The sequence below is a fragment of the Hymenobacter swuensis DY53 genome, from assembly GCF_000576555.1.
Lineage (GTDB): Bacteria > Bacteroidota > Bacteroidia > Cytophagales > Hymenobacteraceae > Hymenobacter > Hymenobacter swuensis.
The window spans coordinates 49,331-71,985 of sequence record NZ_CP007144.1 but is presented as its reverse complement, the minus strand read 5'-3'; the positions used below and the strand labels follow the sequence as shown (position 1 = coordinate 71,985).

The window sequence follows — 22,655 nt, the reverse complement described above, 5'->3', positions numbered from 1 at the left end:
CCCTTTGCCCAGTTTATGTAAACGGGCTGAGTAGCAAAACGAGCATTTATGCTAACAGCGTCTGGGGATGGAGAGGCCCTGAAGAATGTTGTCGAGGCTGATATTATACTGCTGCTGCAACGCGACAGTTAAATCGTTGGTGAATTGAGTAAAAGCTTGCTTGAAGTCCGCATAATCCGCCGTAAAGTATCGGTTAGTATCTTCCTCCCCGTCAGCCAAGTAGGTCAGCTGGTAGCGCGAATCATCCACTGGGGCGAGTTGGAAAAGTTCGACTGAAAACGAATCGGGAAAAAAGGAGCATGCTCGCTCAATGGGTGGTAAATTACTAGTACTCGTGAGCCACTGGGTGAGCCAAAGGGCCAACTCAATCAGAGGCACGTGTTCATCGAAAGCAAATACGCCGTTGTCATCGTGAATACGTAAGGGGCCATCGATAAGGTAGACCGCGTGGCCTTCTTTTACCTCTTGCGGGCAATCGTCATCAAACGAAAAGGAAAAGCTGAGCATTGGGCAAAAAAGTAATCCTGATGTTCACTTTAACGGTGCTATCGCCGGTCATGGCCGCGCGACAATAGACCGACAACGGGATAAAAAGCTTCACTAACAGCCCATTTCCACCATGAAAAAACATTGCTCTCCAACGCAAGCGTTTGCTTTTCTGGCCATCCTGTTTTGGGGTACTGCCTGCAACGGGCCAGCGGAAAAAGCATTGCCCACCGAAAAAGGCAGTGAATCAAACGGACTAGCTGGTGACCACCCAAAACTGATTAAAACTCTCGGTAACCCCCGGTACGGTAATGTGAATTGCAGCCTGCAGGACAACGCCGGCAACCTGTGGTTTGGCACCACCCAAAACGGGCTGTATCGATACGACGGGCACTCATTTCGGCAATTTGTCGTGGCCGATGGGCTGCCCAGTAACGAGGTTTCTTCCCTATTGCAAGACAAAGCGGGTACCCTCTGGATAGGTACGCGCGCGGGCCTTTGTCGATATGATGGGAAAACCTTTGCCCCCGTCCCGATTCCGTTACCCAATAACCTGCCGCCCAACACAAATCCCTACTACAGCGACTCGCACGGGGTGTCCAGTATGCTACAGGCAAGAAACGGCAAACTATGGTTTGTCACCATCGACGGGGTGTACGTCTACGACGGCCATTCCTTTACGCCGTTTGCAGTTGATGCGGCCGCAAATGGTTTTTTGACGAGTAACGACAAAGCAGAACGGGTTTTTGAAGACAGAGCCGGCAACCTGTGGTTTGGTGGACGGACCAACGACGGCGTGTACCGGTACGATGGGAAATCGGTCACCCACCTCCCGTTACCGGAATTATTTCAAAATGGGCCAAAGCCCAAAGCGCACAGTTGGGGCTGGCCGCAAGTGCAAGACAAAGACGGGAATATCTGGTTCAGCAACTGGGGCGGGGCCTACCGGTACGATGGCACATCCTTTACACCTTTTGACTTACCCGGTGAAATCATGCGGATTGTAGAAGACAAAAAGGGAAACCTGTGGTTTGGCGGCAATGAATTTAGCCGGTACGATGGGAAATCGTTCACCCGTTTTACCACTAAAGAGAGACTCGCCACGCCGGGGGTGTGGTCCATTTTGGAAGATAACACTGGAAAGCTGTGGGTGGGTACGAGAGAAACAGGTCTCTACCTGTTCGATGGAAAAACTTTTAGTACTTATTCGGACTATAAACCCAAGCCGGCAACCAATCGCTAACATCAAATTTGCGGCTGTTCGCAGACGAATAAACCCCCATTTTGCTGTTCGGACCGTTTCGGTAAACACTGGAAAGTGGAGGCATTTTAAAAGTAACTGTTCCTACAGGCCATTAATGGCCTGCAGGAACAGGGTTTGATTTCCACTTCTTTAGGAGTGAGAAAACACCTCACTGGCCTGACTGCCGGCCAATTTCAACGGCGGCGCGGCTGTTGTCCTCCGGCCGGCGGTCGACGAGCAGCAGATCCGGGTCGATGACGGCTTTTTGCGGGACGGCGGGCACGATTACTTTCAGGACTTTGCGGGGGCCTGTCACCAGCACCCGCTGGCGGTAAAGCACCTGACTGGCTGTGCCGTACAGCGCCACGTCGATGTAGTCGTGCAAAGGCGCTTCGGTTTCCTTGCCCAGCTCGTTGGCGTAGCGCTTATGCGCTTCCAGTTGGATAATGGCCTGATAGCGGCCGTCGGGGAGCTTCTGGTAGGCGACTTCCTGCACCTGATTATCGTAGAGCGTGATGCGCTTGAGCTGGTCCTGCACGAAATAGTGAAGGGAGTCGGGGGCGGCCCGCAGCAGGTAGCCATACAGGTCTCCGGAGTTGGGGTAGGGTGCGGGACGGCCCTGGTAGTCGTGCATGAACTGGGCCAGCGCGCCGTGGAGGCGCTTTTCGCCCAGGTAGCTGCGCAGCGAGTACAGGGCTAGCGAGCCTTTGGCATAGTGGATGTGGGGCTGGTCTTCGTTGTAGAGCAGGGGCAGCTCGCGCACCTTCTCGGAAGCCCGGCCGCGCAGGTAAAAGTCGAGGGCGTAGCGCCGCAGTGTGAGCACCTTGGCCGGGCCGTAGAGCCGCTCCAGCATCAGCACCGAGAGGTATTCCGACACCGACTCCGACAGGAAGGTGGCGCCTTGCACGGCCGCGCCGGTGACCTGGTGTCCCCACCACTGGTGGGCCATTTCGTGGGCCACCACGCGGTAGGTGCGGTCCACGTCGTGGTCGTCGGGGCTGGGCTGGGCGATGAAACCGAGGCCTTCGGAGTAGGGCATGGTGCCGGGAAAGGCCTGGGCGAACTGCTGGTAGCGCGGAAACTCGATGATGCGGGCCTGCTGCTGGGGGTAGGCCCCGAACTGCTGGCCGTAGTAGGCCACCGAGGCGTGCATCGAGCGCATCATGCGGTCAAGGTTGTAGGGGTGGGCGGCGTGGTAGTAGATTTCCAGGTCCACGCCGCCCAGCTTTTCGCGCCGCACCTGGTAGCGGGCCGAGGTGATGGAGTAAAAGTTGAGCACCGGCGCAGCCAGGCGGTAGTGGAAGTAGCGGCGGCCGTTTGCCTGCCACTCCTTCAGCAAGGTACCGGGAGCCACGGCAATCTGGTCGGGGCTGGTGCTCACGGTGGCCTCGAAGCGCAGGCGATCAGCGTCGGTGGAAATGTAGGTATTGGCGTAGGCCGCGCGGTCGGTCTGCGGGGCCATGCGGGGGCGCTCGGGCAGGCCCAGCCTGGCGCGGTCGGTGGCGCTTTCCAGCTCCAGGTTGCGGGTGTAGCCGATGGTGGGCGCCAGCTCGAAATTGTTGAGGAAGGTGCCGTTGCTGTTAATCAGGGGCCGGGAAACCTTGTTTTCGAAGCCCCGGGCACGGTACTGGGCCGAGTAGCTCAGCACCAGCGAGTCGCCGGGGGCCAGGGCGGGGTGCAGGGCGTAGCTACGGAAGCGCAGGCGCTGGTCGTTAAGTGCCAGCCGCGCGCCGGGGATGCGGAACCGGTAGTCTTCGAGGTAGCTACCGTAGGACAGGCGCAGGGTGTCGAGCGGGCGGCTGGTTTTGTTAACGAGCGTCAGCTGGCCCTGCACCTGCACGGCGCGGGCTTCGGGCACGAGGTCTACTTGCAGGCTGACGGCCGTTACGCGGGGCTGGGGCGACCGTTCGAAGCGCTTGTATTGCTTTTCGTAGTCGGCCTGTACCTGCTGCTCGCCGGCTGTGGTGGCGTAGTCGTTGCGCACCGCCACGTTGTAGTTAATCCAGGCACCCAGGCCCAGCCAGGCCAGCAGGCCGGTGGCGGCCATTGCCCGCAACACCGGGGTGAAGCCCTGCCGCAGCTGCGAACCGCTGAAGGTGCCGCCCACGGCCCGGCCCCGCACCCACAGCCCGGCCGTAAGGGCTACCAGCAGCAGCGTAAAGGCCGCCCAATAGAGCTTAAACCACAGGATGCTTTCGGCAAAAGGCCCGAAGCCGTTCATGTCGGAGTAGGTAAAGGCCGGCGTATCGGCGAAGCGGAAGAGGTTGTTGTTCCAGTCCAGGGCCGCGCCGCTGATGCTTTGCAGCAGAATGATGACCACCGTCAGGCCATAGGCCAGAAACTTGTTGCGCAGCAGCACGTGCAGAAACACCGTGCCCACGGCCACCATTACGTAGCGGGTGAATTCGATGCCGAACACGGCCTTACCGTACAGGCCCCACTCGAAGTTGGTGTAGCCCTGCAGGGCCTGCGCCGCCACGCATACCAGCACGCCCACGGCCGTCAGCAGGGCCGCAATAACCACCAGGGTCAGTAGCTTGGCCGCGTAGGGCACCCACGAGGGGCGCGGCGCGGCATCGAGGATGCCGTCGAGGCAGGCGTCCTGCTCTTTCCATACCAGCACCCCGCCGTAGTATACCAGCACGGCGATGACAAACAGTCCGTAGGTACCGTTTATCAGGTCGAGCATGGTGTAGGTGACCGGGAAGAAGTGCCCGCCTTCGCGCTCCGAAGCCGTGGCTGCAATGCTGAGCAGGTTCACCACGCCCAGCCCGAGCAGCAGCCAGAACGGTACGCTCTTGAGGATGCCCAGCAAGTCCAGGCGAACTTGCTGCGTGAGCTGCACCAGGGCCGCGCCGCGGTCGTGCCGGGGCTGCACCCGGGGCCGGGGCGTGGGAGTTGAGGTCCGCTTAGCCGTAGGCGCGTCGGCCAGCCGGCGCTTTTTGGCGGTGCCGGTTGAGGTGGTGAAGGAAAACACGCCGTGGGTGAGGCCCATCAGGGCGCCGGCGATGCCCAGCCACACCAAGCGGTTGGTGAGCAGCGGTCCGGCCAGGGCTAGCACCTGGGTGTTTTTCTCCGACACCGTCCAGTACTTGGTCAGGGCGTGGAGGGTGCGCAGGCCGAAGGGGTCAAGCAGCAGCACGCTGGCCGGGGTTTCCAGGTTGGGCGTGAGCAGGCCCACCAGCAGGAAGCCCACCAGCAGGCCCAGCGCCGCGATAAAAGCGTACACCGTGTTGCGGGTGAGCACCGTCAGGCAGTAGATGATGGCGCCGGCCAGCACCACGTTAGGCACGATGAACAAGCCGAAGGCATGCAGGTAGGGCGCCAGCTCAAACGGGCCCACGCGCGCCTGGTCGCTGAGCGGGGTGCCCAGCGCGATGGCCACCAGCACGCCCAGCAAAGCCAGCACGGCCACCAGCACGCCGCCAGCAAAGCGGCCCCAGAGGTAGCCTGCTTTTTCGAGCGGCGCAGCGTACAGCACCGGCGCGTAGCCCGAACCGGAGTCGCGGGTGGCCGTGCTGGCCATGATGGCCGTGATGAACAGCAGGCACAGCATGGTCATGGCCGCAGCCCGGCTCAGGATGGCAAAGGGGGCGTTGACGTGCAGGTTGCGCAGGTCCTGGCCCATCTGCAGGTTGGGCCAGAGCATGGCCAGAAACGTCAGGCCGAAGGTGACGGCCAGGAAGATGTAGCTCAGCGGGTGCTTGCGCCAGGTGGCCAGCTCGAAGCGAAGGAAGGCAGTGAACATGAGCGGGCGGGTTTAGGCGTGAACGAGAACAGATTGTGCGGCTTTTCCCTGAATGGTGGAGAAAAACACGTCTTCGAGGCTAGGCTCCACGGCCTGGAAGCCGGCGGTCCCCAGGTCGTCGCCCACCACGTGCAGTAGCGGCTGGCCAGCCAGCAGCTTAGTCGATATCACGGCGTATTCCTGCTGGTATTCGGCCAGCTCGGCCTTCTCAATGGTGCGCTCCCAGACGCGGCCCTTCAGCTCGTGCATAGCGGCCTGGGGCTGCCCGGCAAACAGCACCCGCCCTTCGTTGATGATGGCCATGTTGCGGCACAGCTCGCGCACGTCGTCCACGATGTGGGTGCTCAGAATGACGATGATGTTCTCGCCGATTTCGCTCAGCAGGTTGTAGAAGCGGTTCCGCTCGCCGGGGTCGAGGCCGGCGGTGGGCTCGTCCACGATGATGAGCAGCGGGTTGCCGATGAGGGCCTGGGCAATGCCGAAGCGCTGCTTCATGCCGCCCGAAAACGTGCTGATGCTGCGCTTGCGCACGTCGTAGAGGTTGGTTTGCTCCAGCAGGGCCTTCACCGTCTCCCGGCGCTCACCGCGGTTCACAATGCCTTTCACCACGGCCATGTGGTCGAGCAGGTCTTCGGCCGACACCCGCGGATACACTCCGAACTCCTGGGGCAAGTAGCCCAGCACCCGGCGCAAAGCCATCTTATCCTCCAGCGCGTCGATGGCGTCGAGGTGGATGCTGCCGCTGTCGGGAGCCTGCAGCATGGCGATGGTGCGCATCAGCGAGCTTTTGCCGGCGCCGTTGGGCCCGAGCAGGCCAAACATGCCCTGCGGAATGGTCAAACTCACGTTGTCGAGGGCCTTCACCCCGTTGGGGTAGGTTTTCGACAGATTTTTGATGGTCAGTTCCATGGTGCGGGTCGGGAGTGAGAGGGTGGGGTCGCGGCAGCTGCCACGCGGTTTACTGGGACAAACGTCCACCTATTCTCCCGCTCCTGAAAGGCACAATGAGTAAGTGGTCAGCCCCGGCGAGTATCCGGCAAGCCTGACGTAGTTCTTCATCGCTAAACAACTGGCGGTCCGGCATTCGGCTCCGGGCGGTAGAGGCCGAATGAGTCGGAAATCACGCCTGAAACCGCTTCATCAGCTCGTCTTTTTTACGGCGCGACACTTCGATAATCGAGTCGTCGCTGAGCTGCACGTAACCGCCGCTGCCTTTGATGTAGCGCTTCACGTGGGCGGCGTTGATGAGGTGGGACTGGTGGACGCGGATGAAGCCGTAGTCGCTGAACAACTCCTCATATTCCTTCAGCGTGCGGCTGACCAGGATTTTCTCCTTGCCTTCGAGCACGAACAGCGTGTAGTTGTCGTCGGCCTGGCAGCGTACCACGCGGGCCACGTCCACTACCTCGAAGCCCTGCATGGTGGGCAGCACCACCTTGCCCGCCGGACCGTTGCGCTCGCGCAGGTTTTCCTGAAACGTGTGCAGCTGGGTGGCCACGGGGGCTTGCTGGCGCTGGGCTTTGGCCACGGCCTCGCGCAGCTCGGCCACACCCACGGGCTTGAGCAGATAGTCGAGGGCACAAAACTTGATGGCCCGCAACGCATACCGGTCGTGGGCGGTGGTGAAGATAATGTCGAACGAGGCCGTGCCCAGCATGTCAAGCAAGTCGAAGCCCGAGCCCAGCGGCATTTCCACGTCCAGAAACAGCAGGTCGGGCGTTTGCTCGCGCAGCAGCTGCAGGCCTGCTTCCGCCGAAGCGGCTTCGCCGATAATAGTCACGTCGGGACAGTAGTGCAGCAGCAAGCCCCGCAGCGCCTCGCGGGTGTTGGTTTCGTCGTCGATGAGGATGGTGCGGGTCACGGGCAAATTGCAGATAAGGGCGAATAGTCAGGAATGCAGGCGCGGAATGCGGACCACCACGCGGGTGCCTTGGGGCGGGGAGTCGGCGCTGTTCAGGTCCGTGATAACGACGGTAATGGGGTGGTGTGCCTGCCGGTTCAACAGCGCAATCCGTTCCTCCATAATAGCCGAGCCCCGCGACGGGTAGCCCACGTGGTTGCCCGGCTGCCCGGCCGCGCGCTGGCGGCCCACCCCGTTGTCCTGCACCACGGCCACCAGGTAATCGGCTTCCCGGGTCAGGCGCACATCGATGTGGCCCCGGCCGGCTTGGTGGGCCAGGCCATGCCACACAGCATTCTCCACGAAGGGGTGCAGGAGCATGGCGGGAATCTCCTCGTCTAGCAGGGCATCGTCGGCCGCTACTTGGTAGGTGAACTGCCCCTCAAAACGCAGGGCCTCCAGCTCCAGGTAGCTGCGCAGCATGCTCAGCTCGGCCCGCACCGGGAGTAGCGGCTGGCGCGACTGCTCCAGAATCAGCCGCATCAGCCCGCCGAACCGGGTGAGGTAGTGCTGCGCGGCCTCGGCCTGCTGCCGCAGGATGTAGTTCTGAATGGACTGCAGGGAGTTGAAGATAAAGTGCGGGTTTATCTGGGCCAGCAGGGCCCGCTGCTCAGTTTGGGCCAGGCGCAGCCGCACCTGCTGCCCCCGGCGCCACTGCCAGCCACCCCACAGGCCGCCACCCGCCAACAGGAGCCCGCCCGCCGTCCAGCCCAGCCACTGCCAGCTAACCGGCTGCTCTTTCGGCAGGCGCCGGATTCCCTTATTGGTGACGAATACCCAGTTATGGGCATCCTCGCCGACAAACGCGACGGCAGTGCCGCGCAAGGCCGTTACCGGCTCCAAGCGACCACCGGCGGAGCGCAACGCGCCGGCACTGGTCGCAATCCAGAAGTCACTCCCAGGTGACTGGTAAAGCGCCGTGATGTGCTTGCTGGACAGCCCCTGCGCGTAGCTGATTTCCCGAAATTCCGCCCCTTCGTACACCAGCAGTCCTTCGCGGGTGCCCACCCATACCTGTCCACTGGCATCCTGGGCAAGCGCCGTGATGGTATCGTTGCTCAAGCCGTTTTGGGTGGTGAACTGGGTTTTCCTGGTACCCTCACGGAGCCAGAGGCCCCGCTGGGCGGCTTCCCATATCCTTCCCTGCTGGTCAACTAGAAATGCTCCCCCGGCAGGCCATTCGTGCTCGTTCCGCCCGGTGACACCAAGAGGGAGCAACACCAGGAAAACCAACCACGCCAGCAAGCGCAGTCCTCTCACGTATATGCCCATCGGCTAAAAGTAGGGGAATTAGGCACAACCTGTTCTGCCTGAAAGCACTATCGGCGCGGCAACAGAAGAAGTGGGATACCCCTCGTACTTATATAGAAAGCGACGAATGTTTGAATGCCAGCGCACTAGGGTTTACGCGATGCTAAAAGCAGGTAATAAAGCAGAAAAGCCAGGCAGCAGCTGTTTGCTAAGCCTGCGGTTGTTGCGGGTAATGACGGAGACTCTCGCTAGGAACTGAACCTACGACCATCGGGACCATATGCAAAGTGCCGCACAGGTTTCACCGCTGCGTCTGAACCACTTGCACGCTCGATTGAGGAAGAAAGTGTAGGGTTGCAAGCTAACGTCGTAGGGACCCGTCATCCTGTGGTAACATTGGAACGCTGCTTCAACTGAATTGCCGCGTTTAGGCCACGACCGTTTCGCTGAACGATACAGATGCGGCTTACAGCGATGCTAAAAAGTCGGCGACGGCCTGTTTTTTTTCCGATTCCTTGTCGGGGCCCAAAAGAATGTTTAGTCGCTCTTCTCCTATGGTTGGGTCAATCACATGCAGGTCGAGCCATTCGTCACTCCAGAAATCGAACCCGCCCATCAGTCCTGTGGATTCAAATTCGACCCGCTCCAAGGTGCCAAAATCGCCTTCCCCAAAAGAGCGGTAGGCCAGCGAGAACCCGGATAATCGGGGCTCGATTTCGCTTCGGAACCAAGCAAGTGTATAGCGGGTGGCCATGTAAAACCAGTGATTTAGAAGAGGTTTCTAATTGCTCAAACATACCCTCCTATGATTTAATGGCGCGCGTTTACCTTGCCACCGTTTTCTTGAACCCTCGATGCGTGCTTTGCGTCCCAGGCCGCTCATGTTTTAATTTCGGTATCAAACGGGGCTGCAGAATTGCGTTAGGAGGCTCAAACAGAAGCGATTTGGAAATATTAAATAAAGGGCTTCGGCTGCTGATGGGGGTCTGTTATGCGATACAGGCCTATCGAGGGGAAATCGGGCGCATCAAAGCGGCCTTTTTCTTGGGCTGCTTTATTGCCCTTCCGGTCGTGGCGTGCGTGATGGTCAGCCAATGGGCCCTGCACCTGGCACTGCCCGGGTGGTCGTTGCTTCTGATAGCCGGTGGCATCATGGCCTTAGGCCAAAAACTGGCGGATGTCTGTTACAAACGCATGTTTTTTCCTGAATTTTCACTGCGGGGCATCAAGAAGGGGCTGCTACGCGTTGGGGTCCTCCTAGTGTGGTTTGCCCTGTTGGCGTTCACCCTTTTGCTGTCCGTGGTTAGTGCTACGAAAGCGTAAGGATGTGCTGCCAGAAGCAGCACCTGAAATAACACCGACAAGCGAAATGCTCCTTTCGCTAATCCGACCGTGGCTGTTGCAGAACTCGGTCAAGATGATCAAAGGCTACCTGAGCGAGCACTCAGCACGTTAAAACCGCCTGAGAAACGGTGTTTTCGAGTAATGGTTAGCTCGGAAAGCCGCTTTGTGAGGCCTTGCTGTGAGTTCTGCAACAGCCACTATGGCTTTTTGGCCCCACTGCCGCGGTCTTAGGTGTTCAAACAAATTGTGGAAAAGCTCTTACTCGGCCCTGCTTTGCAAACAGCTTGCTGTCCGTTGTTTTTAGTCTGACAGCTGTTTGTAAGACGCGATTATCTGCCAGATAAGGTTGTCAACAGGTTGTCCAGGTTGCCCAGGGACATCTTCATTCCCGTGGTGAAGCCCTCAAGTATCCTTTCCATTCTTTCGAAGGATTCATTGTACACCGAGATGCGCACGGTGGTGGTGCCGTTTTGCTCGCTAAACGTATAATTCCATTCCGAACCGGGCAGTTCGGCGTTTTCATCTTTGTCGGCAAACGCATTGTACAATACGAAGTTGGTCTTCGGCGTAATGGCGGTGTATTCCTGCAGGGCCCAGCGCTCCTCGCCTGCGGGGCTGACCATAGCATAAAATCGTTTGCCACCCACTTGGAAGTCTTGGTATTTGGTTTTGGCGGTCATAGGATGCGGGGGCAACCATTGGTCCAGTAGTTCGGCTTTGGTAAACGCATCCCATACCAAGGAAAGGTCCGCGTCAAATTCCCGGGTAATGGTTACCGTTCTTGCTGCTTTGTCAACAGCAAAATCAAATGCTACAGGGTCGCTCATGTTTTCGGGTTTTTTAGGGTGGATAATACGTTGTCCAATTGATTGAACCGCGTTTCCCACAGCGTCCGGTACTGGCCCAGCCAGTGATCCACTTCTTGCAGCCGTTCGAGGTGGAGGGAATAGTAAATTTCCCGGCCGTGTGGTTCCGGTGTGACCAGTTCACATTCCGTTAGCACACGAAGGTGTTTGGACACCGCTTGTCGGCTGGTCTGGAAGTGTTCGGCAATGGCGTTTGGGGTCATTGCCTGTAGGGCAATTAAGGCGATGATAGCCCGCCTGGTCGGGTCGGCTATGGCTTGGAAAATGTCTCTGCGCATGGGAATTCATTTTTATGAAACCGACTGGTTGCAAATATATGTGCAACCAGTCGGTTTCGCAAATGCCTTTGCAATCATTTCTCTCGAAGTCGTCTAAAACGTTTGCTCAAGTATCTGTTCGGGGAGGGGCGTTTCAAACACGAGCACGGAAAGTCGCCTCAGAAGCAACAGCGAAGGTCAATGCGCGATGGAAACGGGACGGCCACCGCGCGAACGACACAGTCAGGCAGTAAGGTGGAGTATTCGGCAATCCACGAAGGAGCATCGCGGGTACTAGGAAGCGTTGCCAAGTCCTACACTCAGGTGCCCAAAGCTTCAGGCGAAACGAGCCGGAGGTTTTGTTCATAAACACCCGGTGCTGGGCGTGAACAAGGCGGTGCCCAGTGACCGGTAGGCAACGCCTCGTTTAACCTTTGTACCAAACTGTTAACCAAGGCCGCCACTGCTCGCTATCAACTCGCTGGCTCCCTACGTGCTCACCTGTCTCATTAACCGTCCCGCCCGGATGGTGTACCTCAGCTCAGGGATGCATCGTCAGGGCAATGCCAGCCTGCGCGACCTGCTCTGGCAAAGGCGGCCCTGGAACACTAGCCAAGCCTAGCCTTAGTGAACAGTTTGGTACAAAAGTTAAACCAAGGTCCATTTGGGGCTGAGCATCACCGGCGCGACAAGAGGCCAGTCCCTGCATGTCGATTACCAACCGGACAGCAAACAATACATTTCCATCAAGGCAGCGAGTCTCTTAGGGGGACGTCGGAAAAACTACACTCCCGCCTGAGATGGCAACACTTCAGGCGGGAGTTGGGTAGCTTGCAGCAGGTAAGTAATTACTTGACAGGCAATAATGCATTCACCTTATTTCGCGTTTCGGGTATTTCCGCCAGTTGCAGCGCTTTCTTAAAAAACTCTATCGCTTTGGCTTTATTCCCGGTTTCGAGGTAAAAGTCGCCTATTGAATCGTACGTGTTCGCGCTGTTAGGATAGTTTGCTACGTTCAGCTCAAACAATGCCTTAGATTTTTTCAATTGCTTTGCTCGCAGCATGGCGTAAGCTAGGCTGTTGACCTGGTTTTCGCTGGGTCTAACCGCGTAGCCCATTCGCTCTGAAACGTCCTGGTAGTGCTTGGTGAGCAGGCTCTTCAAATCAAAATCGGGGTTCTGCAGCTCGCTGTCGTAGATTTTCAGCTGGTAGAAGCCAAAAGCGAATCGCAGGGCATCGTACTCGCCAATCAGCCGCACGGAGGCATGGTCGTCATTTTCGTAAAACTTGTGTTTAAACAATAGATTATTTGCCTTATTCTTCTTGACTTCCTGGATAAAGCGAAGGTTGCTGCGCAGAAGATCAGTCGTTGAGCCCGTATCTTTCAGCACACTTACGGTATCGACTCCCCGTTCCAGTCGATTGGCCAGCGCCATGAACAGTGCCTTGCCCTTGTACTGTTGAGTGAGCAATAGCATCTGGGCTTCTCTCACTACCTGGTGCTCTCGCCACCAGAGCGCCCCGTCCAGTGAAACGTAGGCGTTAAACAGACTGGGTTGATGTAGTAGCGTATTGACGACTGTCAGCCCACCGACGGAGTGACCGATAAAGGTCCGGTAGGTAGTCGTTGGATACGTTGCATCGATATAAGGAATCAACTCCTTTCCCACGAAGGACATAAACTTTTCGCCCGTGCCGACCGAGCCCGGGAATTCCTTGTCGACCCCGGTGGTGAGCTCCCGTAGTCGGTCTTCGTGCGCGATGCCCACCACCATCATGGGTGGACAAAGGCCTGATTCCTCCAGGTGCTCCACGATGCTCACCACGGAGTTGAAATTGTCCGGCCCATCCAGCAGGTAGATGACCGGATAACGCCCTGTATCTTTCTTCTTATCTCCGCCATTACTCACGGGCAAGTGAATTAACACGCTGCGTTTCAGCCCCAGGATGGCGGAAGGAATCGTTTCCTCAAATCCAAGGATAGGGGGGCTGCTGCGCTGCGCACTGGCGCCAAATGAAAACAGGAATAAAGCGAAGAGGAGGGAAATGGATTTCACGGAATGGTGTCGGAATAAGAGCTTGGAGAATGAAAAAAGATGGCGGGTACCGAGGCTCAGCAGCCAAGGCAGGGAGGAGAAGAAGAGAAAACATGGGTCGGGCATCCTATTCCACCGAAGATGCTGCCTGAGGTGACCGATTAGGGCTTACATTGGTACTGGTCGACGAATGCGCGAAACGTCTGGCGGTAGGAGGCGCTGACGGGAAGCCAACGGCCCGCCACCCGCACCTGGTCCCGCTCAACCACCTCCAGGCCGGTCAGCCCGACGATATAGGAGTGGTGAATTCGCGCAAAGCGGTCTGCCGGGAGTTGCGCTGCTAACCCCTTAAGGCGTAGCAGACTGACAATGCGCTGCGAACGGGTGTGTACGGCCACGTAATCGCGCAGCCCTTCGATAAACAGAATCTCATCCCGGTTCACTTTGTGCTGCCGCGCCCCATCCTTGATGAACAGGAATTCCGGCTCTGCCGGTATGGGGGGGTAGGAGCGGCGCGGCGGCGGGAGACAGTCGTCGGTCGCCGGCCTTGTGGGCCGCGCGCAGAAACCGCTCGAACGTGATGGGCTTGAGCAGGTAGTCGACGGCATTCACCTCAAAGCCCTGCAGAGCGTACTGCGAATGGGCGGTGGTGAGGATGACCAGGGGCGGGTGCGCCAGCGTGAACAGCAGCTCCAAGCCGGTGAGCTCGGGCATGTGCACGTCGGGCAGCAGCAAGTCAATGGGGTTGGTGCGCAGGATGTCCAGCGCGGCCAGCGGGCTGGCGCAGGCGGCGTGCAGCGCCAGAAACGACACCTTACCCACGTACTCGGCCAGCAGCTGACGGGCCAGGGGCTCGTCGTCCACAATGAGGCAGCGCAGGCAACTCATGACAGGTGCAAGGTAAGGTGGACGTGGAACTGGTCAGGCGCTTCGGTCAGCTGCAGCTCGTGCCGGTCGGGGTAGGCCAGGGCCAGCCGCCGCCGGACGTTGAGCAGACCCGTGCCGGGCTGGGGTACGCCGCTGCGGGCGGGTCGGCGGCCGTTAACCACGGTGTATTCGCAGGTAGTGGGCGAGACGCGTAGGCCTACTCGCACCCAGGCGGCGGGGTCATCATCGCGCACGCCGTGCTTGAAAGCGTTTTCCAGGAAGGTCATCAGCAGCAGCGGGGCCACGTAGATACCGGCGGGCTCGCCCGTCACCACGAAATCCAGGGCCACGGGGTGGTTCAGGCGCAGCTGCTCCAGGCTTAGGTAGCTGCGCCTGAACGCAATTTCCTGGCTTACCGGCACGGTGGGCTGGTTGGAATCTTCCAGCAGGTAGCGCATCATTTGGGCGAGCTGGGCCACGACCTCCGGCGTGTTGGGCGACTGGGTGTAGGCTAGGTAATAGAGGTTGTTGAGGGTATTGAAGAGGAAGTGCGGGTTAATCTGCGCCTTTAAAAACCGCAGCTCGCTGTGCAGCTGCGCATTTTCCAGGGCTTTGGCCTTGGCTTCCAGCGCAAACCAGTTAATCGAAAAGCGCAGCAGGCCAATGAAGAGGACGACGAACAACGTGCCGCCCATGCTGGACACCACGAAGACGAGGGAGTACAGGTGGGATTGGGGTAAGGTAGCAGGGGCGAAATACCGCAGGGCTTTCACTTTCAGCACCACGCACAGGGCAAAGGCCGCGCAGAATTCGAGCAGGTAACCAGCGGTCCGCTGACGGTCCAGCCACCGGGGCAGCAGGTAACCGTAGTTTAGGTAGGATAACAGGACATTGAAGAAGAGCGGCACCAGTACCCCGGGCATGGCATTACGCCAGCCAATGTCCTGCTGAATTAGGTAGAAATGGAACGAGCAGTAAGTACTCCAGAAGGAGAGGTGCAGCACCCGGTACCGATAAAGAAGTAAACGCATGGGCAGCCGGAAAACGAAGCGCAAGTATACTGCGCTCGGCCACGGGGCAAGCAACGGGATAGCCAGTATTCGACACCTGCGGGCTTTTATTCGACCGTTGCGCGGGGCCAGGCCTAACGGCACTCCGTGGGTCAACGGTCGAAAACCGCTTCGCAGGGTGGATGACTACTGGTTCATTTGGCGAACCGCGACCGAAGGAAAGTCTTCCGCTGCCCATGCGTTCACTTCTTCTCTCATTCCTATGTCCTTTCCGCGCACGCTGTTCACGCATGGCCTGCTGCTGGGCCTTACGCTCTGCCTCTACGCTACCCTTATGTGGCTTACGCGTCTGGCTACCACCTACCTGTCCATCGGCCAGTACCTGGATATACATATCATGCTGGCGCCGGTAGGGTTCATCATCGCCGCCATCCACCAGCAGCGTCGGCATAATGCTAATGGCTGAGCTACTCGTCCCCATTGCCCGCACAACGCTGTTAGGGCCTTACACGCAGCCCAACCCAGGCTACTCTGAACTGCCTAGCGGCGGGTGGCCAATTCTGGTAGCAAACGGTTGATGACGCTGTAGTTGAGACCAGTCCAGAACTCCGACCGCGCCAGGTCGATAAAAGTAGCCTCATCCGCCTCAATAGCCTGGTAGTCGTCGGTGGCGAGGTAGTCCTCTACATCGTTGACGCTGGCGAAGCAGAGCACCGAGACGGCATCAATGGGATTCCCCTCCGGGTCAGGCTGCTGGGTGGAGCCGATGTTGTGCAGCTGGGCATAGCGCCGCACGTAGGTGTGGGTGGCGGGCTGGGCCAGCACCAGTGCGGCGTGTGGCCCCAGCAGACGCTGCTGAAATTCCTCCCGACTCAGCTCGGGCCGGCGGTAGTGAATTTTGACCAGACTCAGCGGGTCGCGGTGTTGGGGACTGGGCAGCAGGATGTACTCGCGGGCAATTTCGCGGGTCACCAGGCGGAACGCCGTTTGCTCGTCGGCGATGATACGCTTGTCATACTGTGGCTGCTTGAGCACCTTCTGGATGTCAGCCTCCGCGGCGTAGGCGATGTAGGCAAAGCCGTCGAAGCGCGGGCGCTGGTAGGCCGGCACCTGGGCGTAGGGGTCGCTCACCAGCTTTTTATCGGCCGTAATCATGGCCTTGTAGGGCGGGCGGAAGTACGATGATGGCCCGCCCGCGAAGCGGTGCACCTGGTCGTAGCGCAGCACGGGCTCGTTGTCGGTGCCGGGCTCCTCGTAAGCGAATTTGGGGCCGTGTACCTTGCGCCAGTACTCATCCCAGTGCTCGTAGGCCAGGTTGGGATTCGCTTCCAGGGCAATTTCCGCCGGCTCTGCGTCGGGGTTTTCGATGCCCTCGCCGTGTCGGCCCTTGGTTGAGCCCGGGTCCATGGTGCGCTCGGCGCGCGGGGTGTTGTCAGCGCGCGTCAGAAAGGTGGGCGTCACGATGAGCGGCGCGTCGGTGGTACGGTACTCGGTGCGCACGGGCGGACGGTGCCGGTTGTCGGTCAGTTCGTTGTCGGCAGCGGCGCTGGGATGTAGCGAAGGCATAGGCAGGTAGGAAAAGAAAAAGCGGGCAGCTGGATGGCCACCTGCTTTCTTACGATGATAAACAGGAAACGGCCCTACCGAAGGAGTCAATCTGGACGCAATTCGGCAGTAAGGCTGATTAGCCTGCTAGGGGCTACTTGCCTTTTTGCGTTACCTGTTTTCGTTAAGCTCCTGCATAATTTCCCCAAACAACCGGGTAGATTTGAGCCGGTCTTCCAGGGCGTACATGCTGGAAGCGGTGATGAGCTCATCGGCCTGCGTTTCGGCCAGAAAACCTTGTAGCTGTTGCTTGACGTTTTGCTTGCTGCCGACAAACGAATACTTGAGCATCTGGTAGACGGCTGGGTGCTGCCACAGGTCTTGCAGCTCTTCAGTCATGTCCGTGGATGGCTGCAGGGGCTCTCTCGTTTGCCCTGTCAACATCCCGACAAACATGCGGATGACGCTCGTAAACTGCCGCTGGGCTTCTTCGTCGGTATCGGCCACGTAGGCGTTGAGGGCCACGATGGTATACGGCTGGCTCAGCGCCGCCGAAGGCTGAAACTCGTCACGGTAAATTTGCAGCGCCTGGTGTAAGTAGGTGGAGGCAAAGTGGCTGGCAAACGCATAGGGCAGGCCCAGCTTGGCCGCCAGGTGGGCGCTATCGGTGCTGGAACCTAAGATGTACAAGGGCACCTCGGTGCCCTCGGCAATCGGGGCCCGCACGGCAGCCTGCTTGTTGGCCGGGGAGAAGTAGGTCTGAATTTTCCCGATTTCCTGCGGAAAGGCCTGGGCTGCCTGCATGAAATCCGACCGGATGGCCTTCGCGGTCGGCGAGTCGGTGCCCGCCGCCCGGCCCACCCCCAAATCGATGCGGCCCGGATAGAGCTGCGCCAAGGTGCCAAACTGCTCGGCCACAAGCAGAGGCGAGTGATTGGGCAGCATGATGCCGCCGGAGCCCACCCGGATGGTCGTCGTATTTTCCGCCACGTACCCGATGAGCAAAGGGGGCGCGTTGCTGCCGATGTTATCGGAGTTATGGTGTTCGGCCAGCCAATAGCGGGTGTAGTGGGCGGCTTCGGCGGCCTGAGCCAGCGTCAATGAATTGTTGAGGGTCTGCTTCACCGTATCGCCTTGCGAGACGATGGCCAGGTCTAGAATGGAATAAGCGACTGGTGGCTTTTCCGGGCGGTTGGACTCGTTCACTGGGGTAGGCATAACTTCTTTAGGTAAGTGGCCGCTCGTAGCAGCAGGCCAGGTGTTTGATTAGCAGCAACAGCAAAGGGCGCTGTTTAAATCGTTCGAAACGCTGGTTTTGGTAATTCAAGATTTCCCCGCAGGGTTTGCGCTTCGTAGTCTCGGTGAAAGATGCCGCGTTCTTGAAGAATAGGTACTACCAGCTCGATAAAGTCTTGTATCCCATACGGATGGTCCTGCTGAACCATCAGCATGTCGATTGCTCCGGCTTCATACCACTTCTGTATCTCGTTGGCAATGCGTTCGGCGGAGCCCATGAACAAGGGAACGGGCCGGTGCGAATACGGACCTAGGGCGCGGATTGCCTGGTACTTCGCGTGGGCCTCGGCATCGGTGCGGCCCACGATGGGGTTTTGCGCCACCGACCGCACGAAGTCTGCCGGCTGCCGGCCTTTTTCAACCAGCTTCGCGGTCAGCGCATTGGCGAGCAATACCGTTTCCTCGAAGGAACTGCCCGCCATAAAGACGCCGTCGGTGTAGGACGTGGCTAGGTCCACGAACGTGGGGGAGCTACCGGCCATGTACAACACCGGCCGGCCCTGCACCGAGCGGCTGATATTCAGCGGCCCATCCACCGAGAAGTACTTGCCCCGGTAGTTAATGGGGTGCATCTTGCGCGGATTCAGAAACACGCCGCTTTGCTTATCGCGGGGAAAGGCGTCGTCCTCGTACGTGTCCCACAAACCCAGCAGAATCTCCAGGAATTCCTGGTGCATGGGGTATTGGTCGGCTTTGCCCAGGTGGCCCCGGCTGAAGTTCACCATCCCGCCGGGGTTGGAGGTGATGGCGTTCAGCGAGGCCCGGCCCTTGCTGATTTTGTCCAGCGACAGCACCTGCCGGGCCAGGTTATAGGGGTCGGTGTAGGAGGTCGAAGCCGTGAGCGAGAGGCCGATACGCTCGGTTTTCATGGCCAGGGCCGACATGAGCGTCCCTCCTTCGAACATGCTCAGGTAGTAGGGAATGTTGCCGGGGCCGACGTGGCTCACGTCGTACAGAAACAGGGTTTCAAACTTGGCCTGTTCCGCCAGCTGCGCCTGCTGAATAAAGAAGTCGATGTTCTCGCCGGCGTCAGCGGGCATGTCGGGGTGGCGCCAGGAGGAAAAATTCCACCCCGGCCCATCAATGACCGCGGCCAGCTTTAACGTTTTTCTGTTGTTCATCACGCAGAGTATGAATGTGTGCTTTTGCCCCGGCAGAACCTTCTCTGCAGGCGTAGGTCTGGCCGATGATATCCAGTACCTGCATGTCCTTTATATCGCCTCCGCTGACTCCGTAATGGCAGTCTTGTGCTCCTCCAGAAACTCGCGCAGGGTCTTAGCGGGCCGGCCCAGCACGTAGGGGATATCGTTCTGCACCATCGACATATAGGACATCCGGCCGTCGAGCATCTGTGTCACAAACTCAATGTTGGCATTCGCATACCAGCTCTCCCCGCCACTAGCCACCACCTGCTCAATCACCTCTTTAAAACCTTCGAGCCCCTTGTTCTCATACTTGATTTCCAGGCCAGTCACCTCGCTCAATAGCGCCGCAATTTCCTGCCCATTGAAGGTTTCCACGCTCAGCCAGTAGTGCTGGCCCCCATGGCGCTCCGGCCCATCAACGAGGGCTTTAGCGGCCACCGCTGCAATATCACTGGAGGCAATGTAGCCGATGCGGCGGTCGTCCCAGTAGCCGGTGTAGGTTAGGTTTTTGGGGATGTACAGCCCGGTGAACACCTCCATAAACATGTTCGGGTGGAGGTGAGTCCAGGCCATGCCGCTGGCCTCGATGTACTTTTCAATCATCTGGTGCCAGGCAAAGTGGGCATCGGTCGTGTCCCATTCCGCGAACACACCCACGTGCACGATATGGCGGACGCCGGCCTTTTTGGCCGCATCCACCAGGGTTTTGCTTTGCGTGAGCATGTCTACCGTATAGCCGGTTAGCAGAAACACGCGGTCCACCCCGGCCAACGCCAGCGCGAAGGTCCTGGGGTCATCCAGGTCCAGGTAATGGCCGTCTTTGCCTTCGCGGCGAAGCTGTTCTACCGTCTCCTGGTTGCGCGAGGTGATGCGCACATTGACCGCTTGACCTTCCAGGTCTGTTACGACTTGACGGCCGATGGTTCCGCTGGCGCCCAAAACAAGGACGGTCGGGTGTTGCTGGTTTTCCATGTGAGGTTGCATTGAAGTTGAACTCGGTTTGTAGGGCCTGGACTGGCTAAGCCTTACCTAGCTGCTTGGCGCGGTTGCCAGCCACTACTTCTTCGCGGGTGGGCCAGGCTTTGCGTTGCAGCAGCTCCGAGATAATCTCGTCGCGTATCTGCGGGGCCTTGCCGGGCACGGCGTTGGCCAGGGCCTGGGTAAGCTCCGGGGCCGTGAGTTCGGTACAATAGGCCGGGGTGCCGGGCTGCTGCCGCCACGAGTCGGCCAGGCCCCCCCCGTCCACCACGTCAAAGCCGAGGTCGTTGCAGAGGTCGGCCAGGAGTTGCTTGGCGCGCGCGTCGTCGCCCGCAATGGAAAGGGCGATGCGCCCGGGCGTGCCGGGCGCGGTGCCGCCGCTGGCAATCGTCTCGGCCAGCAGGTTGTTGAAGGCTTTCAGGAGGGGGCGACCTAACTGCTCGGCCGCCAGCACACTCTCCGGCTGGCCTTGCTCGAGCGCGTCGATTTTCTCGTCCCGGAAGGGGTAGTAGTTGCCGGTGTCCACCACGATTACCTCGGGGGGTAGCGACCGGAACAGGTCCTTGGGAAACTCATCAAGTACCTTGAAAGGCACGGCGACAAAAATAAGGTCCACGTCCTGCACCACCTCTTGCAAGGTGGCAGGGCTCGCCCCCAGCTCCTTCGCTTTCTGGGCCAACTCGGCCGGCTGGCGGGTGTTGGTCACTTTCACCTGGTGGCCGAGGGTGGCCAGGTTTCTGGCGAGGGAGCCGCCAACCGGGCCGGTGCCAATAATTCCAATTTTCATAAGATGGGAGTTGAGTGGTTTATCGTTTCTCGTTCCCACGACAATGACCTGCTTCGGGCCGTCCTGAAAACGCCTTGTTGAGCAGGGCGGTCAGAGAGCTAGCTTCTCTTCAGCGACTGCAGAAAGTCTTCTAGCTCCTGCAGCTTAACCCAGTTGAGACTTGTGTGAATGGACCGCCCTACCTTTTCCGATTTCACCAGGCCCGCCTCCACCAGGGCCTTGAGGTGCTGCGACATCGAAGGCTGGCTGAGGGGCACGCACTCCAGCAGATCACAGTACCGCATGCCCTCATGCCGGGCAATTTCCTGCAGGAGGCATAGGCGGTGCGGGTCGCTGAGCGCTTTGGCTAGCTTGACGAGGGACTTGGTATCCATAGAAAAGGGGGTGGGAGGAGGAGCGTTGCGCCGGGCCTTCACTGGCCATAGCTGGGGCGCTAGAACGGTGAACGGTGGCATGTGAGGGGGGCTACTGCCAGCCGCCGCCCACGGCCCGGTACAACTCCACGTTCGCTTCCAGCTGGGTGCGCTTGAGCGAGGCCAGCTCCAGCTCGCTTTGCAGGGCGTTGCTTTGGGCCGTGATAACTTCCAGGTAGCTGGCCAGGCCGCTGCCGAACAGCAGATTGGCGTTCTTGGTGGCCTCGCGCAAGGTGCGCACGCGTTCCGTGGCCAGGGCCTGCTGGGTCTGGGTGCGCTGGGCCTGCCCGAGGGCATCCGATACCTCGCCCACAGCCACCAGCACCTGCTGCCGAAACTCAATGACGGTACGCTCCCTCTCAATTTGAGCTTGCTGGTACTGGGTGCGCAGGGCCCCGCGCTGAAACAGCGGCTGCGTAAGCCCCCCGAAGGCCGTGCCAAACAGCGAGGCCGGTAAACTAAACCAGGTGCTGGCCTGGAAGGCGTTGAGGCCCCCTTGGGCCGTGATGGTCAGCGCGGGGTAGAGCTGGGCCTTGGTGTAGCCCACCGTGGCGTTGGCCCGGTCCAGGGCCAGTTCGGCGCTGCGCACGTCGGGCCGCCGGGCCAGCAGGGCGGCGGGCACCCCGCCCGCCGCCACGACCGGCACTTGCACCCGCAGCAGGTTGCCGCTGCGGGTAATGCCGCCCGGCAGGCGCCCGGCCAGGATGCTCAGGGCGTCTTCCTGCACCGTAATGGCCTGCTCAAACTGCGGAACAAGGCCGGCCGCCGTGAGGCGCTGCACCTCGACCTGCTGCACGGCCAGCGCCGTCACCTGGCCCGCCCGGAACTGGAGCTGAGTAAAGCGCAAGGTGCTGTCGGTAAGGGCCACGTTGCGCCGGGCCACGGCCAGTTGGGTGTCCAGCATCAGCAGGTTGTAGTAGCCTTGGGCCACCTGCGCCACCACCTGGGTTTGCACGGCCTTGCGGGCTTCCTGGCTTTGCAGGTAGGCCGCAAGGGCTTCCTGCTTGCGGCTGCGGATTTTGCCCCAGATGTCGGCTTCCCAACTCACGGAGGCCGCCAGGTTGTAGTCCTCGATGTGCCTGGAACCCAGAAACTGGCTGAGGGAAATACCGTTCAGGCTGTTGCTGGAGGGCCGGTTGGTGGTCACGCCCGCTTGCAGGGTAGCGGCCGGCAGGTAGCCCAGGCGGGCCTGCCGGAGGGTGGCCTGCGCCGAAGCGATGTTTTGGATGGCCAGCTGCAAGTCGTTGTTGCGCACGGTGGCGCTGTCGAGCAGCTGCTGCAGGGCCGGTTCGGTAAAGAAGCTGCGCCACGGCAGGCTGGCCACCGAGTTTGTATCGGCGGTTGAGGCAGTGCGGTAGGTAGCCGGCAGGGGCAGCGTGGGTAAGGGCACATCTTTCGACACTTTGCAGGCCGCTACGAGCAGCAGGCTGGCTAGCCCCAGCGCCAGACGGCGCCAGGGGGTAGGAGGGAGAATACTCATGGA

General features: G+C 59.6%; 22 protein-coding genes. 3 read left to right on the top strand and 19 right to left on the bottom strand.

Translation table 11 applies throughout. The features are described 5' to 3' along the window. Positions 1–51: 51 nt before the first annotated feature. Positions 52–507, bottom strand: coding sequence for a DUF7878 domain-containing protein (locus HSW_RS00550; protein ID WP_044000343.1), 456 nt, complete (start codon positions 505–507; stop codon positions 52–54). A gap of 112 nt (positions 508–619) precedes the next feature. Here HSW_RS00550 and HSW_RS00545 point away from each other — a divergent pair, with 112 nt between their 5' ends. Then, the gene (locus HSW_RS00545) at positions 620–1,729 is read left to right on the top strand and encodes a ligand-binding sensor domain-containing protein (protein ID WP_044000342.1); all 1,110 of its coding nucleotides are present in this window, start codon (positions 620–622) and stop codon (positions 1,727–1,729) included. Between the two features lie 169 nt (positions 1,730–1,898). On the opposite strand, the gene HSW_RS00540 is transcribed toward HSW_RS00545, so the two are convergent. The 5 genes from HSW_RS00540 to HSW_RS00520 form a co-directional block, all read right to left on the bottom strand. After that, positions 1,899–5,477, bottom strand: coding sequence for a M1 family aminopeptidase (locus HSW_RS00540; protein ID WP_052345947.1), 3,579 nt, complete (start codon positions 5,475–5,477; stop codon positions 1,899–1,901). Between the two features lie 12 nt (positions 5,478–5,489). Beyond that, positions 5,490–6,386, bottom strand: a complete 897-nt coding sequence (locus HSW_RS00535) for an ABC transporter ATP-binding protein (protein WP_044000341.1) — start codon at positions 6,384–6,386, stop codon at positions 5,490–5,492. Positions 6,387–6,597: 211 nt separating this feature from the next. Further along, the gene (locus tag HSW_RS00530; protein WP_044000340.1) at positions 6,598–7,338 is read right to left on the bottom strand and encodes a LytR/AlgR family response regulator transcription factor; all 741 of its coding nucleotides are present in this window, start codon (positions 7,336–7,338) and stop codon (positions 6,598–6,600) included. A 27-nt stretch (positions 7,339–7,365) separates the two neighbouring features. Then, positions 7,366–8,649 carry a sensor histidine kinase gene (locus tag HSW_RS00525; protein ID WP_044000339.1) on the bottom strand — a complete coding sequence of 428 codons (1,284 nt, stop codon included), beginning with the start codon at positions 8,647–8,649 and terminating at the stop codon, positions 7,366–7,368. 445 nt (positions 8,650–9,094) lie between these two features. Continuing rightward, positions 9,095–9,382: a hypothetical protein gene (locus tag HSW_RS00520; RefSeq protein WP_044000338.1), complete on the bottom strand. Its 288-nt coding sequence runs from the start codon at positions 9,380–9,382 to the stop codon at positions 9,095–9,097. Positions 9,383–9,573: 191 nt separating this feature from the next. Here HSW_RS00520 and HSW_RS00515 point away from each other — a divergent pair, with 191 nt between their 5' ends. Continuing rightward, positions 9,574–9,951, top strand: coding sequence for a hypothetical protein (locus HSW_RS00515; protein ID WP_044000337.1), 378 nt, complete (start codon positions 9,574–9,576; stop codon positions 9,949–9,951). Positions 9,952–10,301: 350 nt separating this feature from the next. Here HSW_RS00515 and HSW_RS00510 read toward each other — a convergent pair whose 3' ends face one another. From HSW_RS00510 to HSW_RS00490, 6 genes are all read right to left on the bottom strand, one after another. Next, positions 10,302–10,799 carry an SRPBCC family protein gene (locus HSW_RS00510; RefSeq protein ID WP_044000336.1) on the bottom strand — a complete coding sequence of 166 codons (498 nt, stop codon included), beginning with the start codon at positions 10,797–10,799 and terminating at the stop codon, positions 10,302–10,304. After that, on the bottom strand, positions 10,796–11,116 hold the full coding sequence (locus HSW_RS00505) for an ArsR/SmtB family transcription factor (RefSeq protein WP_044000335.1): 321 nt from the start codon (positions 11,114–11,116) through the stop codon (positions 10,796–10,798). The genes HSW_RS00510 and HSW_RS00505 overlap by 4 nt, the downstream gene beginning before the upstream one ends. 827 nt (positions 11,117–11,943) lie before the next feature. Further along, complete coding sequence (locus HSW_RS00500) at positions 11,944–13,152, bottom strand: alpha/beta hydrolase-fold protein (protein ID WP_071883043.1); 1,209 nt, start codon at positions 13,150–13,152, stop codon at positions 11,944–11,946. 140 nt (positions 13,153–13,292) lie between these two features. Next, on the bottom strand, positions 13,293–13,529 hold the full coding sequence (locus tag HSW_RS25030; protein WP_316931352.1) for a LytTR family DNA-binding domain-containing protein: 237 nt from the start codon (positions 13,527–13,529) through the stop codon (positions 13,293–13,295). A gap of 31 nt (positions 13,530–13,560) precedes the next feature. After that, complete coding sequence (locus tag HSW_RS23675) at positions 13,561–14,019, bottom strand: LytR/AlgR family response regulator transcription factor (protein ID WP_052345944.1); 459 nt, start codon at positions 14,017–14,019, stop codon at positions 13,561–13,563. Next, positions 14,016–15,029, bottom strand: coding sequence for a sensor histidine kinase (locus tag HSW_RS00490; RefSeq protein ID WP_044000334.1), 1,014 nt, complete (start codon positions 15,027–15,029; stop codon positions 14,016–14,018). The genes HSW_RS23675 and HSW_RS00490 overlap by 4 nt, the downstream gene beginning before the upstream one ends. 241 nt (positions 15,030–15,270) lie before the next feature. Between HSW_RS00490 and HSW_RS00485 the strand changes: the two genes are divergently transcribed. Further along, a complete protein-coding gene (locus HSW_RS00485) occupies positions 15,271–15,474 on the top strand; it encodes a hypothetical protein (RefSeq protein WP_044000333.1) in 204 nt (67 codons plus the stop codon). A 74-nt stretch (positions 15,475–15,548) separates the two neighbouring features. Here the strand turns inward: HSW_RS00485 and HSW_RS00480 are convergent, their stop codons facing one another. The 7 genes from HSW_RS00480 to HSW_RS00450 all read right to left on the bottom strand — a co-directional run bounded on the left by HSW_RS00480 (position 15,549) and on the right by HSW_RS00450 (position 22,652). Then, entirely contained in the window at positions 15,549–16,574 is a 1,026-nt protein-coding gene (locus HSW_RS00480; protein ID WP_052345942.1) for an EthD domain-containing protein, read from the bottom strand. 150 nt (positions 16,575–16,724) lie between these two features. Next, the gene (locus tag HSW_RS00475) at positions 16,725–17,771 is read right to left on the bottom strand and encodes an LLM class flavin-dependent oxidoreductase (protein ID WP_052345941.1); all 1,047 of its coding nucleotides are present in this window, start codon (positions 17,769–17,771) and stop codon (positions 16,725–16,727) included. A 74-nt stretch (positions 17,772–17,845) separates the two neighbouring features. Continuing rightward, the gene (locus HSW_RS00470) at positions 17,846–18,970 is read right to left on the bottom strand and encodes an NtaA/DmoA family FMN-dependent monooxygenase (RefSeq protein ID WP_044000332.1); all 1,125 of its coding nucleotides are present in this window, start codon (positions 18,968–18,970) and stop codon (positions 17,846–17,848) included. 90 nt (positions 18,971–19,060) lie between these two features. Further along, positions 19,061–19,978, bottom strand: a complete 918-nt coding sequence (locus tag HSW_RS00465) for an NmrA family NAD(P)-binding protein (protein WP_081768190.1) — start codon at positions 19,976–19,978, stop codon at positions 19,061–19,063. 34 nt (positions 19,979–20,012) lie between these two features. Further along, positions 20,013–20,759: an NADPH-dependent F420 reductase gene (locus HSW_RS00460; RefSeq protein WP_044000330.1), complete on the bottom strand. Its 747-nt coding sequence runs from the start codon at positions 20,757–20,759 to the stop codon at positions 20,013–20,015. A gap of 98 nt (positions 20,760–20,857) precedes the next feature. Next, positions 20,858–21,133, bottom strand: a complete 276-nt coding sequence (locus tag HSW_RS00455) for an ArsR/SmtB family transcription factor (RefSeq protein WP_044000329.1) — start codon at positions 21,131–21,133, stop codon at positions 20,858–20,860. Between the two features lie 91 nt (positions 21,134–21,224). Then, a complete protein-coding gene (locus HSW_RS00450) occupies positions 21,225–22,652 on the bottom strand; it encodes a TolC family protein (protein ID WP_052345940.1) in 1,428 nt (475 codons plus the stop codon). Positions 22,653–22,655: the final 3 nt, after the last annotated feature.

Coding starts and splice junctions, on each gene's coding strand:
- HSW_RS00460 (WP_044000330.1), bottom strand. CDS start 20,759: ATGAAAATTGGAATTATTGGCACCGGCCCGGTTGGCGGCTCCCTCGCC.
- HSW_RS00545 (WP_044000342.1), top strand. CDS start 620: ATGAAAAAACATTGCTCTCCAACGCAAGCGTTTGCTTTTCTGGCCATC.
- HSW_RS23675 (WP_052345944.1), bottom strand. CDS start 14,019: ATGAGTTGCCTGCGCTGCCTCATTGTGGACGACGAGCCCCTGGCCCGT.
- HSW_RS00525 (WP_044000339.1), bottom strand. CDS start 8,649: ATGGGCATATACGTGAGAGGACTGCGCTTGCTGGCGTGGTTGGTTTTC.
- HSW_RS00510 (WP_044000336.1), bottom strand. CDS start 10,799: ATGAGCGACCCTGTAGCATTTGATTTTGCTGTTGACAAAGCAGCAAGA.
- HSW_RS00480 (WP_052345942.1), bottom strand. CDS start 16,574: ATGCCTTCGCTACATCCCAGCGCCGCTGCCGACAACGAACTGACCGAC.
- HSW_RS00550 (WP_044000343.1), bottom strand. CDS start 507: ATGCTCAGCTTTTCCTTTTCGTTTGATGACGATTGCCCGCAAGAGGTA.
- HSW_RS00540 (WP_052345947.1), bottom strand. CDS start 5,477: ATGTTCACTGCCTTCCTTCGCTTCGAGCTGGCCACCTGGCGCAAGCAC.
- HSW_RS00450 (WP_052345940.1), bottom strand. CDS start 22,652: ATGAGTATTCTCCCTCCTACCCCCTGGCGCCGTCTGGCGCTGGGGCTA.
- HSW_RS00535 (WP_044000341.1), bottom strand. CDS start 6,386: ATGGAACTGACCATCAAAAATCTGTCGAAAACCTACCCCAACGGGGTG.
- HSW_RS00470 (WP_044000332.1), bottom strand. CDS start 18,970: ATGAACAACAGAAAAACGTTAAAGCTGGCCGCGGTCATTGATGGGCCG.
- HSW_RS00490 (WP_044000334.1), bottom strand. CDS start 15,029: ATGCGTTTACTTCTTTATCGGTACCGGGTGCTGCACCTCTCCTTCTGG.
- HSW_RS00505 (WP_044000335.1), bottom strand. CDS start 11,116: ATGCGCAGAGACATTTTCCAAGCCATAGCCGACCCGACCAGGCGGGCT.
- HSW_RS00475 (WP_052345941.1), bottom strand. CDS start 17,771: ATGCCTACCCCAGTGAACGAGTCCAACCGCCCGGAAAAGCCACCAGTC.
- HSW_RS00520 (WP_044000338.1), bottom strand. CDS start 9,382: ATGGCCACCCGCTATACACTTGCTTGGTTCCGAAGCGAAATCGAGCCC.
- HSW_RS00485 (WP_044000333.1), top strand. CDS start 15,271: ATGTCCTTTCCGCGCACGCTGTTCACGCATGGCCTGCTGCTGGGCCTT.
- HSW_RS00455 (WP_044000329.1), bottom strand. CDS start 21,133: ATGGATACCAAGTCCCTCGTCAAGCTAGCCAAAGCGCTCAGCGACCCG.
- HSW_RS00465 (WP_081768190.1), bottom strand. CDS start 19,978: ATGCAACCTCACATGGAAAACCAGCAACACCCGACCGTCCTTGTTTTG.